The organism is Clostridium peptidivorans (genome assembly GCF_900205925.1).
Lineage (GTDB): Bacteria > Bacillota > Clostridia > Clostridiales > Clostridiaceae > Clostridium_AK > Clostridium_AK peptidivorans.
In genome coordinates, this window is the sequence record NZ_OAOD01000005.1 from 212,430 (window position 1) to 225,593 (window position 13,164).

Genomic DNA, 13,164 nt, shown 5'->3' on the forward strand with positions numbered 1-13,164 from the left:
AATACATAAAGTCATAAAGTAGGTGGATAAAATGAAGAAAACTACCTTAAATCAATATATTAAACTTGTTGAGTTTTTAGGGAAAGTATTAGGTCCTGATTATGAAATTGTGCTTCATGATTTAACTGATGAGAAGTATTCTATTATAGCCATTGCAAACGGACATGTTAGCGGCCGCAGTGTAGGTGCCCCTTTAACAAATCTTGGACTGAAAATTATGGCAATGGGAAGTTACAAAAATAGTGATTATGTTATTAATTATAATGGCGCTTCAAAGACCAATAGAGTTTTGCGCTCATCTACTATGTTTATAAAAGATGATACTGGCGAAATTGTTGCAATGCTATGTATTAACTTTGATGATAGCAAGTATGTCTCTCTCAGTGAAGAAATTTTAAAGCTCTGCCATCCTAATGAATTAATTCTTCAAAATAAGGCTTATGATTCAGTTAATTCAGTTTTAAACGATGTTCCTGAAAATTTCTCTGAGTCTATCGGAGAAGTTACAGAAACTGTTTTAAATGAGGTTTTATCTGATAAAAATATTCCTGCTAATCGTCTGACTCAAGATGAACGTCTTAATATAGTGGATGTGTTAAATCAAAAGGGAGTATTTATGTTAAAGGGAGCCGTTAGTGAAGTTGCTAAACAACTTCACTGTTCAGAGCCAAGTATTTATCGCTATTTAAATATTCTTAATAAAGATAAAAGTTAATAGGATAGCTACCCTGTCATCACCCTAAAATATACTCCTTATTATAAACTTAAACAAGAAAATCCAGCTCTCAAAGAGCTGGATTTTTTATATTAACGTATAATTCTTCTACCGCCACTGAAATCGCTTCTAGTAAGTGGAGATATTTTAACTACATCACCTGTTCTTGGTGCATGCAAATAAGAATTATTACCCACGTATATTCCAACATGATGTGCTGGATATCCAAAGAATACTAAATCACCTGGTTCCAACTGATCTTTTGAAACAGCTATTCCTACTGTCTGTTGAGCTGATGCAACTCTTGGAAGGTTTATTCCATACTGTGCATATACATGCTTAACTAATCCAGAACAATCAAATGTATCTGGACCATTTCCTCCCCATTGATATTGTTTTCCTAAAAAGTTGGATGCATATACTACTATAGAGCTTCCAGACGCATTTGATGGGATTTCCATATTTGACTGAGAATCATTATTAACATTCCAATCATTTGAATTCCCTCTTGATGGTTTAGATTTAGCTAATTGCTGTTGTCTTTGCATTTCAGCAATTTGAGCCATTGCTCTATTGATATAACTTTGAGATTCGGTTATTGTGGATGCATAGGTTCTTTCTTGTTTTGTTAAGTCAGCTAAAAGTTTATTTTGTTCCTTCTTTTTATTATTTACTTCACTTAGCTTCTTTTCATTATTAGCTTTTAACGTCACTAATTTACTTTTATCATTATCTAAGCGCTCCTTTTTTTCAACAATAACTTCTTTCTTTTCCTTAAGCTCAGCCGCTATTTTCTTATCAAATTCCATTACTTTTTTAACAGTTTCCGCTCTTGAAATAAAGTCTCCTATTCCATCAGCTTCTACTAAAATATCTAAATAGCTTCCCACGCCTTTTACATACATGGCTCTAATTCTTTTCTCAAATAAATCATTTTGGTCTTTTATTTCTTCTTCTGCCTTTGTGATTTCTTTTTTCGTTGTTTTTATATCCTTCTCTGTACTCACAATTTTAGTTTTTACGTCATTTATTTGATGCATTAATCCTTCTATCTGGTTGTCCATCTTTTCAATATCAACTTCTAAGTCTTCTCTTTTTTTCTTAACATCTTCTAACGCTTTTTTACTTTTCTGAACTTTAGCCTTGTGGCTTTCTACTTGAGTAGATAATGGCTCTGCCAATACAGAACTACTTAAAGTAAAAATTAATCCCATTGCCGTAATAATTGAAACTATCTTATTTTTCACATAAGCACCCCCAAAACTTTATCCTAAGTTTACAAAAATTTTATCCATTTTTTATAAAATTATATCATTATTTAACACACTTCCCATTATACCATTAACTTTAATAAAAACTCAACGAGAAATTAGATAATTTTGCCTATTTACTAATTTCTCGTTATATATTTATTTAGTATATTAAACCTCCAAAGAATATTTATATACTTCTGATTTTGGCATTTTTCTATCCCTAGCTACCATTTTTATCGCTTCTTTTTTTATATACCCCTGATCCATGTAACTTTTTATATGTTCTTCTATACTCATATTTTCCCACAAGGCTTTTTCTTCTCTATCTATTTCTTCTATGGTCTTTCCTTCTATCACTAATACATATTCTCCTCGTGGTGATACTTTTTCATAGTGACATATAGCTTCCTCTAATGTTAATCTTAGCACTTCCTCATGTAATTTTGTAAGTTCCCTACATAAAGCAATTTTTCTGCTACCTAAGTTTTCTCTTAAAAAGGTTAAAGTATTTAAAAGCCTATGTGGAGCTTCATACAGTATAAGTGTTTCAGTTCTGCTTTTTAAATCTTCAATTATAACTTTTCTATCTTTATTTTCCCTTGGCAAAAAACCTCTAAATAAAAATTTTGTAGTATCCATTCCTGATGAAACCAATGCCGTTGTAATAGCTGTAGCCCCTGGAAGTACTTCAAAAGGTATTTTTTCTTCTATACATTTACTAATTATTACACTGCCAGGGTCTGAAATTCCCGGAGTACCTGCATCACTTACCAAGGCTATAATATTTCCTTCATTTAAGCGTTCTATAATACTACCGCTTCTATCTTCTTCATTATGCATATGATAGCTTATAAGTGACTTTTTTATATTATAATGATTTAATAGTTTTAAAGTTTGTCTTGTATCCTCTGCAGCTATTATATCCGCTTCTTTTAAGGCTTCTAGGGCTCTTAAAGTTATATCTTTTAAATTTCCTATAGGTGTAGGGACTATAAATAATTTACCTTTACTCATTTCTATCATTCTCTCTTCCATATATTTCATTAATTTCCTCTGTATAATCACCATTTTCATCATAAACATAAAGGGTATTTTCAAACTTCAAGAATTTACCCCCATTTTTTTGTCCTTCAATAAGAACAAGATTTGGTGCTTTATTTACTGATGGTTGAATCATCCTGATAGCTTTAGGCTCTAACTTATACTTTCTCATAAGTACCATTATATCAGCAATTCTTTCTGGCCTATGTATCATATATAATCTTCCTCTATCCTTAAGTACTATTTCCGAAGCCTTAATAACATCTTCTAATGTACAACATATTTCATGCCTAGCAATAGCATTTTTATTACTTATATTTATAATACCTGTATTTAAAATCTTATATGGAGGATTTACTGTCACTACATCTACCTTTTCTAAAGCACTTAGCATTACCTCATTCTTTAAATCTCCACATAAGAAAGATATCTTATCTTGTAAGTTATTATACTCTACACTTCTTAAAGCCATATCTACCATTTCTTCCTGTATTTCTATACCTTTAATAGACTTTAATTCATTTTTACCTGTTATTACAAATGGAATTATCCCTGTTCCACTACAAAAATCAATTATTTTATCATTTCTTTTTATCTTTGCAAAATTAGCTAAAAGTACTGCATCAATTCCAAATCTAAAGTCATGTTTTTTTTGTATCACACATATATCTTTTAAATCAAGATCATCTAATGTTTCATCATCTTTTATTAAATTATAATTTTTCATCTTTAATTCCTTTCCATAGAAAAGTTTCTCTAAATAATTATTTATTAAGAAGACTTAAATGTCAAATATATTATGCATAAAAAAAAGACCACTTAAAAGTGGCCCTTTTTATTATTCTACTACTGGAGCTCCTACTGGACAAACATTAGCACAGTTTCCGCAGTCGATGCAAGTGTTAGCATCTACAACGAATATTGAATCTCCTTGGCTTATAGCGTTAACTGGACATTCTGGTGCACATGCTCCACAGCTTATACAAGTATCATTAATTACGTATGCCATTATGTAAACACCTCCTTAATAATTTGGACAAGTATATCCGAATTCTATTTTACCACGTTCCTCAAAATTTTTAAAGTGATTTTTATAAAATAGTATATCCCAAATCTTCCACTGATTCCAATATATTGTCTAAAGATAAAAAATATTCATCGTAGACTACATTAACTTCCTTACTTTCTAAATTTATTTGGCAAGCTATAACTCCCTCATTATTAGAAATTCCATTTCTAATCTTATTTACGTCTACCATGCTTTTCATATTACATATCTTTAAATCAGTCTTCATAATTGCCTCCTAGTTTTCCTTGAATAATTCCTTAAGTATATCTTTATCTTCTTCCGCTACTTCTATTTTTATATCTTCTTCACTTACAGTTCCCTCATACGCACCTGATATTAAAGTAACTTCATCTATTGAGATGTCTTTTATAAATTCTTCGCCATTTTGAGGTTTTATCCTTACCCTTACACTTTCTTTAACTGTATTATTTCCAATAACCTCTCCTTGACCATATTCACTACTAACTATGGATCCTATTTTAGGAAGTCTTTTCCTAATCCCTTCATAGGTTTCCTGTTCAAAATTTAAGCAACACATAAGTCTTCCACATATACCAGATATTTTAGTAGGATTTAATGATAAATTTTGCTCCTTAGCCATCTTTATAGATACTGGAACAAAATCGCCCAAATATGATGAACAACACATAGTTCTTCCACAAGGTCCTAGTCCGCCTATCATTTTTGCTTCATCTCTTACCCCTATTTGTCTCAGTTCTATTCTAGTTCTAAATATAGATGCTAACTCCTTTACAAGTTCTCTAAAATCTACTCTTCCATCTGCAGTAAAGTAAAATATCACTTTATTATTATCAAAAGTATATTCTACATCTATAAGCTTCATTTGAAGATTATGTCCTTGTATCTTTTCAGCACATATATTAAATGCTTCTGAGGCCTTGGTCTTGTTTTCTGAGTGCCTTAATTCATCTTCTTCTGTAGCCTTTCTTATAACACTCTTTAATGGACTTACTATCTCATCTTCACCTATTTGTTTTTCTCCTATAACACACTCTCCAAATTCTATTCCTCGTGCAGTTTCTACTATTACATTTTCTCCTTGATTTATCTTAAGTTCTCCCGGCGAAAAATAATATATTTTCCCAGCCTTTTTAAAACGTATTCCTACAACCTTTACCATATATAATTATACCTCCTGCATATCAAGTAGCATTGATTCAAATACTAACCCTGCATTTACATTTTTCTCAATCTTAACCCTTGTAGATTTTATTATATCTATAATATCACTTAACTCATTAAAAGAAAACATTTCAGATAACTTCTTTATACCCTCTATTTTATCTATATTAATAACCATATCTGTATTATTTACTTCTTTATATATTAAAGAGTCCCTTATAAAGGAAAAAAAACAAGTGAGTACTTCATTCCACTGTGCTTTATACTTCACAAGTATATCCTCATAGTGCCATATATTAAAATCCATAACTTTTATATTTAATAGTATATCTAAGGCCAAACTTCTTATTTCTTTTAAAGATTTATCTTCAATGTACTTTTCTGCCCTTCCTGGAATACAATCGCTAAATGCCATCATAGAATATATTTCTTCTTTATTTAGGTCTGAATACTTATCAGTTATAAATTTTTCCATTTCCTCATATGTTAAATGATGTAATTTATAAACTTGACACCTAGAACGTATTGTATCAAGCAATGAATCTAAATGCTCACACAGAAGTATAATATACACACCACTTGGTGGCTCTTCTATAGTCTTTAAAAAGGCATTTTGAGCTTGATTTGTCATCTTATCTGATTCATATACTATTATTACTTTTTTATCTCCTTCATAAGGCTTTGAATTAATTTCTTCTATTAACTTTTCTACCTCATCTACTCCTATGGATTTTTTGTTTTTAGTCACTCTTGCCTCTATAATATCTACACATTGCCTATTTTTATCCTTCTTTAATAATTCATATGCTATATCTCTCGCAATTAAACTCTTTCCTAATCCATCTTCTCCAGTAATAATGGATGCATGTGAAAATCGCTCATTATCTATCGAGTGCATTATTTGCCTCTTTACAGCCTCATGTCCTATAATATCTTTAAATAACAAATATATATTCCTCCATTAGATTTTTTCAAATCTATCTACATCTATAACAAATACTGTAGCCCCGCCTACTTGAACTTCTATAGGATAAGGTACATATACGCCTGTAGAACCTGCAACAGGTGATGGAGAAGTCACAACCTGCTTTCTTGTCTTACAAACTTCCTCTATGATTTTTATTACTTCATCGACTCTTTCTTTTTCCACACCTATCATTAAAGTAGTATTTCCTGCCTTTAGAAACCCACCTGTTGTTGCAAGCTTTGTTACTCTATAATTAGCTTCAGTTAATACATCTACTAAATCTATTGCATCATCATCTTGTACCACTGCAATTACAAGTTTCATATACATCAACCCCCTCATAATAAAATTGTATATATACTTTATTATACCCCTTTAATATTATTATAGAAATATTAAATTATTTCTGTTAATGATTTATATATATTTTCATGAATTTCATCTATAGTCTTTATACTTTTATTTTCCACACATTTGATTTTATCCCAATTATACTTGTCTGCAATATAGCATGCATTATTATAAGAATGTATAAGATAACTATTATTTCTTTCATGTATATCCTTTTCTTTATTACCTGTAAATTTATTCTTTCTCTCCATCATAAGCTTAAAGCTATATTCAGGAGGCATATCTAAAAATAATACTTTATCTGGTACCGGTAGCCCCATTAATTTAAATTCTAGCTCCCATAACCAATCTAAAAACTTTTCCTTTTCATCTATATCACTTATTTTTGATGCTTGATGTACCATATTAGAGGTAGTATACCTGTCTGCTAATACTATGCCTCCCTCTTTGTAAAACTGTTCCCATTCCTTTTTAAATGATGCATATCTATCTACTGCATAAAAAGTAGATGCTGCATAGGCATTTATATCTTCTGGATTTTCACCAAACTCTCCATTTAAATACATCTTTATAAGAGCTGATGAATTGCTTTTATAATTAGGATATTCTATTTTTAACACCTTATATCCTTCTTTTAGTAATCTTTCATATAGTCTATTAGTTTGTGTAGCTTTACCGCTGCCATCTCCTGCCTCAAGCACTATTAACTTTCCCTTATATATATCACTTTTCAACCTATATTCCTCCAAATTAAATTTACATATGTATAATTTTTATATATTCATCTTCTATTCCAATTACTTCGATGTTATTTTCCATATAATATTTTATCACATCTATAGCTTCCTTATCTATTAATTCCCCTGCCATTAAAATCGGCACTCCTGGGGGATATGGTATGATACTTTCTCCACATATATGTCCTTCTGAATTCTCTATTTTTATTAATTCTTTATTTTTTTCTAAGGTTTCATATGGTGCTATATATGCTTTAGGAACTTTATATGATAATAACGGTACATTTTCCATATGAAACTCTTTATATGGCATTTTTGAAAACACCTCATAAAGATATTGAAACTCTTCTTCAGTATTAAATGGTGAAAATATAAGAACTATATTATATAAGTCACTCATTTCTGCTTGTATGTGATTCTTTCTCAAATAATTTAAAACTAAATTGGCACTTATATTATTTTTAAAGTTTATAACATAACGAGTTTTATCTAAATTGCACTCATATATACCTAAGTCTTTATCCTCTAATATACGCAAGTAATTTAACTTTTTTAATTTTTCCTTATACTTATTACATAAACTAATTAAATTACTATAAGATTCTTGTCCAAAATTTTCTATGTAATATCTAGCATAGTCCATAGATGCCATAAACATATAAGAAGGGCTTGTACTATTAAATATTTTAAAATAAAATTGAGCTTTATCTATCAATTTACTATTAGTTATATGTAAATATGAAGTTTGAGTAAAACTTGGTAACGTCTTGTGGCAACTCATAACCACCATATCTGCTCCTAAGGATACCGCATTATTGGGTAATTTTTCATGTACACCATAATGTGCTCCATGAGCTGAATCTACTAATACATACATATTGTTTTCTTTTGCCATAGAAGTTATTAATTTTAAATTACAGGCTATACCATAATAATTTGGATATGTTAGAATTATAGCTTTAGCATCTCTATTTTGTTCTATAGCTCTTTTTAATTCTTCCATATCCATACTTACTGGCAAATTAAATCTCTTATGAAATTTATTTCCTACATATATCGGATTTAGCTTTCTTAAAATAATTCCATTATAAATAGACTTATGACAATTTCTATCTACTATTACCTTATCACCTTCTTGAAGTGCAGAAAATATCATTATTAAATTTCCGCTAGTACTTCCATTAACTAAAAAATGAGATTTCTTGCTGTTATAAAATTGTGATAGGAGGCCTTCTGCCTCCTTTATAATTCCTTCAGCATTGTGAAGATTATCCAAACCGTCTACTTCGGTAATATCACAATTTATAATTAAACCTGCCAGTTCCTTACCTACATCAGTAGATAAAAATCCTCTGCCATGTTTATGTCCAGGCATGCAAAAAGAAGCATTATTTTCCTTTACGTAATTTAAAACCCCTTCTACAAGTGGTAATTTTGACAATTATTATCCTCTCCTCTTATCATAGGGTATATCATATATTTTTTTATACAGTTCTTATAATATCTATAAAAGTCTGTATTCATATCAGTACTAACTATTCTTTTCTCACAATCTAAACAAACACCGTTTCCATTTATCATTATACCATTACCTAGAGGCTTTCCGCATATTATACAATGTAATTTTTTCATAAATATCCTCCTTCAGATTTCTTGCCTTAATTATTGCCTCTCATAATATATTTTATTCACTACATTGCCAAAATTTATTTTGTCCACATAAATATATATAAATTTTTAGGAAATAATATATATTGAATTTTAAAGGGTGGTGTAATATATTATGAAACAAGAAATTATTGGTTACTTAGAATCTATAAAAGAAGATTTATTTAAAATTAGTTCCTATTTATATAACAATCCTGAAGAAAGTTTTAAAGAATACAATTCTTCTGAATACCTCTGCAATATTTATAAAAAATTTGGGTTTAAGGTTAAAAAAAACATTATGAACATGTCCACTGCTTTTTCAGCTGAAATTGGGAATGGTCACCCTAGAATTTGTTTTATATGCGAATATGATGCAGTGAAGGATCTTGGTCATGTAACTGGCCATAATTTATTATCTGCTATATCTACAGGGGCAGCACTAGGACTATCGAAAGTAATCTCAAAGCTTGGAGGAAGCATAATAGTTCTTGGGTGCCCTGGTGAATTTTTGGGTGGTTCTAAGGTTACAATGGCAAAGCAAGGATTATTTGAGGATATCGATGCCGTACTAGTTGCACATCCAGATATAATTACAGCTGAAAGTGGTACTTCTATGGCGCTTATGCCCCTAAAAATAAATTATAAAAGTGAATGTGGATTAAGTTATAGACGAAAAGGTACCTATTCTGCTTTAGACGCTTGTATGCTTACATTTAACTCACTAAATATATTGTCAAAGGGTTTTGGTCCTGCCTGCAGCATTGATGGGGTTATAGTTCAAGGTGGTAAAGATCCTCACTTACTTCCTAATGAAGCCGAATCAAAATTTTATATAAGAGCTACAAAAAAACACTATGCTGAAATTGTTGAATGTAAAATTCGCTCACTTTCTAAATGCCTAGGTGAAATCATGGATATAAATACTGAGTGCTCTATTTATGAAATACCTTATGATGAACTTATTACAAACTCCACATTATCAAGATTATTTTCCCATAATTTAAAAGAAGCAGGTATTATAGATATTGAAGGACCTAAAGATACTTATTCTGGCCTTAGCTTAGGCACTGTTAGTCATTTAATTCCATGTATACATCCCTATATATCTATAGTACAAGATAATAGCATTAAATATTCATCTAGGGAATTTGCTCTAGCAACTATATCTGATTTTGCTAAAAATATAGGATTAAAAGTATCCCATGCCCTAGCTTTTACTGCAATAGATATTATACAAAGGGAAACCTTACTTCAAGAATCTCGAGAAGAACTTATTAATTTTTTAAAAAAACAAAAAGATTAGCCTTCATTATGAGGCTAATCTTTTATTTCTATTAAACTTTAGTTTTTCAATTAAATTATTACTAGGCTCAAAGTAAAATTTCTTTAATTTATCTCCCTGCCTATAAACGCAACAATAAGGACTAAAATTTAATAGAGAACATATATATTTTTTATTATTTATAGTAGTTATATTAATAGTTTTCTGCTTTTTTATATATTCAATATCCTTAACTTTTATATTTTCCACAACCTTATCATCATTGCCCTTAATCTTATGAATTATGAATTGATCCGCTATTAATGAATAGGTATACCTAACTCTACATTTTGTTACTTCTAATACTAGCACTAGCGTAACTAAAGCACCGGTAAGTACAATCAATGTACTTTCTATATATGATCCTTTAATTACTTCAGTAAAGAACAATACTATTACTATTAAAGTAAACAATTTAATTAAAGAAGCAAGTTTTCTTCTACAAATTGTTTCTTTATGCATATTGCCCATAATAACCCTCCATATACTTTATCCTCTTAATTGATTTAACATACAGATTATACTAGGGATTCAAAGTTTAATCCATGTCCATATTACGCTATAATTATTCTTAAAATGCCATATAGGACAACTATATTAGCATGATATAGAGTTGTACATATTAACTTCAATATGCTAAGCTTATCTAAGAAACTCAAATTTTAATGAATTAAAAGAGTCTCATTAGTATTATTATGAATTAATTTATTCATTTTATTTATATATTATAGACATAGGTTAATTTTTAGTTATAATATAATTACTGACTGACTTCAACAAAGGAGGGATACTATGATATCAATATACAAAACTATTGAGGAAAACAATATGTGTACATTACACCAAATAGATAATATAGAACCAGGATGTTGGGTAAATATTGTTGCCCCATCGGATCAAGAATTACTTTTAATTTCTAAAAAGGCTAATATATCCATAGAATTTTTACGTGCAGCAATGGATGATGAGGAAACTTCTCGTATAGATAGTGATGAAAATAATAATATATTACTTCTCTTAGATATTCCATTTACTGAAATGGAAGAAAATTCATTAACTTATGATACTTATCCACTAGCTATAATACATACAGAAACTATGCTCATAACAATTTGCCTTAAAAATAGTAAAATACTACTTGATTTTATAGATGGCAAAGTAAGATCTTTCTTTACCTTTAAGAGATCACGATTTATACTTCAAATACTATATAAAATTGCAGGTTATTATCTAATTTATCTAAGACAAATAGATAAAAAAAGCTCAATGGTTGAGAAAAGACTTCATAAATCCATGAAGAATAAAGAATTAATTCAGTTGCTTTCTCTTGAAAAATCTCTAGTGTATTTTTCAACCTCATTAAAATCTAATGAAATAACTTTAGAAAAAATGTTAAAATTAGAGATAATGCAAAAATACCCAGAAGATCAAGATATATTAGAAGATGTTATTATAGAAAATAAACAGGCCATAGAAATGGCTAATATATATAGTAATATACTTACAGGAACCATGGATTTCTTTGCTTCGGTAATTTCTAATAACTTAAATATTGTGATGAAGTTATTAGCTTCTGTAACTATAGTAATGTCTATTCCAAATATGATTTCTGGTATGTTTGGTATGAATGTAGGTGGTGTTCCCTTCTTTCAACATCCTTACGGTTTTTGGGCAGTATTTGCAATAATGAGTTTTATATCACTAATTGCCATAATAATTCTTAATAAAAAAGATATGTTTTAATTTATTTAAAACATATCTTAAAATAAAAAAATCCCAATCATATTGATTGGGATTTTTCTTATGGAGGCGCCACCCGGATTTGAACCGGGGAATAAAGGTTTTGCAGACCTTTGCCTTACCACTTGGCCATAGCGCCATATGTCATTTTACGTTACTTATAAATAATACCATCTAAACAGTCCTTTGTCAACAACTTTTAGATGGTATTTATAAATTATACTTCTTCTACTGCTTCTCCCAATATCTTACCTATGCTATCATATATAACTAACGATGCTCTATTGTCATAGTCAGTTGTTGTCTTATTAATTAATATGAGATGCTTTCCATTAAAATATTGAACTAAACTAGCTGCTGGATATACAACTAAAGATGTTCCCCCTATTATAAGTACCTCTGCATTTCTTACATAAGATATGGCCTTATTTATAACATCCATATTTAAAGATTCTTCATATAAAACTACATCTGGCTTTACAATAGAACCACACTCATCGCAATGAGGAATTATTTTATTAGAGTTTATTATATAATCTAAATCAAAAAACTTTCTGCACTTAATACAATAATTTCTATGTACACTTCCATGAAGTTCTATGACATTTTTTGAACCTGCCTCTTGGTGTAGCCCATCTATATTTTGCGTAATCACAGCCTTTAATTTTCCTAACTTTTCTAATTTAGCTAAGCTATAATGTGCTTTATTAGGCTTAGCACCTTTATATATCATCTTTTCTTTGTAAAACTGAAAAAAATCCTCTGTATGCCCTTTAAAAAAGCTATGACTAAGCATTACCTCTGGAGAATACTTATAGTTATTCTTTATCTCATAAAGCCCCTGTGAAGATCTGAAGTCTGGTATATTACTTTCTGTAGAAACACCTGCTCCTCCAAAAAATACTATATTAGAACTATTTTTAATAATATCTTTTAATTTTTCATTACTATTCAATAAAATCACTCCCAGTGTATATTAGTATAAATATTATATACCTATCACCTTTAAAGTGACAATCAAAAAATTAAAAAACACATCAGATTAACTGATGTGTTTTCTACCTGGCAACGACCTACTCTCCCACCGGGCCTCCCCGGCAGTACCATTGGCGCTTTGAAGCTTAACCTTCGTGTTCGGAATGGGTACGGGTGTTACCTTCAAGCCATAATCACCAGA

16 protein-coding genes, 1 tRNA gene and 1 rRNA gene are annotated in these 13,164 nt (G+C 29.8%); 3 read left to right on the plus strand and 15 right to left on the minus strand.

Going from position 1 to position 13,164, the window contains the following annotated elements; all coding sequences use genetic code 11:
* The first annotated feature begins 31 nt into the window (after positions 1-31).
* Positions 32-715, plus strand: coding sequence for a helix-turn-helix transcriptional regulator (locus CRN98_RS06755; protein WP_097026658.1), 684 nt, complete (start codon positions 32-34; stop codon positions 713-715).
* A 92-nt stretch (positions 716-807) separates the two neighbouring features.
* On the opposite strand, the gene CRN98_RS06760 is transcribed toward CRN98_RS06755, so the two are convergent.
* From CRN98_RS06760 to CRN98_RS06810, 11 genes are all read right to left on the minus strand, one after another.
* Positions 808-1,962, minus strand: coding sequence for a C40 family peptidase (locus CRN98_RS06760; protein WP_097026659.1), 1,155 nt, complete (start codon positions 1,960-1,962; stop codon positions 808-810).
* Positions 1,963-2,136: 174 nt separating this feature from the next.
* The gene (gene rsmI / locus CRN98_RS06765) at positions 2,137-2,982 is read right to left on the minus strand and encodes a 16S rRNA (cytidine(1402)-2'-O)-methyltransferase (protein ID WP_097026681.1); all 846 of its coding nucleotides are present in this window, start codon (positions 2,980-2,982) and stop codon (positions 2,137-2,139) included.
* The gene (locus CRN98_RS06770; RefSeq protein WP_097026660.1) at positions 2,975-3,736 is read right to left on the minus strand and encodes a tRNA1(Val) (adenine(37)-N6)-methyltransferase; all 762 of its coding nucleotides are present in this window, start codon (positions 3,734-3,736) and stop codon (positions 2,975-2,977) included. Before CRN98_RS06770 ends, rsmI begins: the two co-directional genes overlap by 8 nt.
* A 111-nt stretch (positions 3,737-3,847) precedes the next feature.
* Positions 3,848-4,018: a DUF362 domain-containing protein gene (locus CRN98_RS06775; protein ID WP_097026661.1), complete on the minus strand. Its 171-nt coding sequence runs from the start codon at positions 4,016-4,018 to the stop codon at positions 3,848-3,850.
* Positions 4,019-4,100: 82 nt separating this feature from the next.
* Positions 4,101-4,304: a heavy-metal-associated domain-containing protein gene (locus tag CRN98_RS06780; RefSeq protein WP_097026662.1), complete on the minus strand. Its 204-nt coding sequence runs from the start codon at positions 4,302-4,304 to the stop codon at positions 4,101-4,103.
* Between the two features lie 9 nt (positions 4,305-4,313).
* On the minus strand, positions 4,314-5,219 hold the full coding sequence (locus tag CRN98_RS06785) for a PSP1 domain-containing protein (RefSeq protein ID WP_097026663.1): 906 nt from the start codon (positions 5,217-5,219) through the stop codon (positions 4,314-4,316).
* Between the two features lie 6 nt (positions 5,220-5,225).
* Complete coding sequence (locus tag CRN98_RS06790; RefSeq protein ID WP_097026664.1) at positions 5,226-6,167, minus strand: DNA polymerase III subunit delta'; 942 nt, start codon at positions 6,165-6,167, stop codon at positions 5,226-5,228.
* A 15-nt stretch (positions 6,168-6,182) separates the two neighbouring features.
* Positions 6,183-6,512, minus strand: coding sequence for a cyclic-di-AMP receptor (locus CRN98_RS06795; protein ID WP_097026665.1), 330 nt, complete (start codon positions 6,510-6,512; stop codon positions 6,183-6,185).
* A 71-nt stretch (positions 6,513-6,583) separates the two neighbouring features.
* The gene (locus CRN98_RS06800) at positions 6,584-7,261 is read right to left on the minus strand and encodes a dTMP kinase (protein ID WP_097026682.1); all 678 of its coding nucleotides are present in this window, start codon (positions 7,259-7,261) and stop codon (positions 6,584-6,586) included.
* 34 nt (positions 7,262-7,295) lie between these two features.
* The gene (locus CRN98_RS06805; protein WP_097026666.1) at positions 7,296-8,717 is read right to left on the minus strand and encodes an aminotransferase class I/II-fold pyridoxal phosphate-dependent enzyme; all 1,422 of its coding nucleotides are present in this window, start codon (positions 8,715-8,717) and stop codon (positions 7,296-7,298) included.
* Positions 8,696-8,908, minus strand: a complete 213-nt coding sequence (locus tag CRN98_RS06810; protein WP_097026667.1) for a sigma factor G inhibitor Gin — start codon at positions 8,906-8,908, stop codon at positions 8,696-8,698. Before CRN98_RS06810 ends, CRN98_RS06805 begins: the two co-directional genes overlap by 22 nt.
* A gap of 151 nt (positions 8,909-9,059) precedes the next feature.
* On the opposite strand from CRN98_RS06810, the gene CRN98_RS06815 reads away from it, so the two are divergent.
* Positions 9,060-10,229, plus strand: a complete 1,170-nt coding sequence (locus tag CRN98_RS06815; RefSeq protein ID WP_097026668.1) for a zinc-binding metallopeptidase family protein — start codon at positions 9,060-9,062, stop codon at positions 10,227-10,229.
* A 6-nt stretch (positions 10,230-10,235) separates the two neighbouring features.
* Here the strand turns inward: CRN98_RS06815 and CRN98_RS06820 are convergent, their stop codons facing one another.
* The gene (locus tag CRN98_RS06820) at positions 10,236-10,718 is read right to left on the minus strand and encodes a hypothetical protein (protein ID WP_097026669.1); all 483 of its coding nucleotides are present in this window, start codon (positions 10,716-10,718) and stop codon (positions 10,236-10,238) included.
* Between the two features lie 321 nt (positions 10,719-11,039).
* Here CRN98_RS06820 and CRN98_RS06825 point away from each other — a divergent pair, with 321 nt between their 5' ends.
* Positions 11,040-11,990, plus strand: a complete 951-nt coding sequence (locus CRN98_RS06825) for a magnesium transporter CorA family protein (protein WP_097026670.1) — start codon at positions 11,040-11,042, stop codon at positions 11,988-11,990.
* 61 nt (positions 11,991-12,051) lie between these two features.
* Here CRN98_RS06825 and CRN98_RS06830 read toward each other — a convergent pair.
* From CRN98_RS06830 to rrf, 3 genes are all read right to left on the minus strand, one after another.
* A tRNA-Cys gene (locus CRN98_RS06830) sits at positions 12,052-12,126 on the minus strand.
* Between the two features lie 78 nt (positions 12,127-12,204).
* Complete coding sequence (locus CRN98_RS06835) at positions 12,205-12,951, minus strand: NAD-dependent protein deacylase (protein WP_097026671.1); 747 nt, start codon at positions 12,949-12,951, stop codon at positions 12,205-12,207.
* Between the two features lie 96 nt (positions 12,952-13,047).
* A 5S ribosomal RNA gene (rrf, locus tag CRN98_RS06840) occupies positions 13,048-13,164 on the minus strand.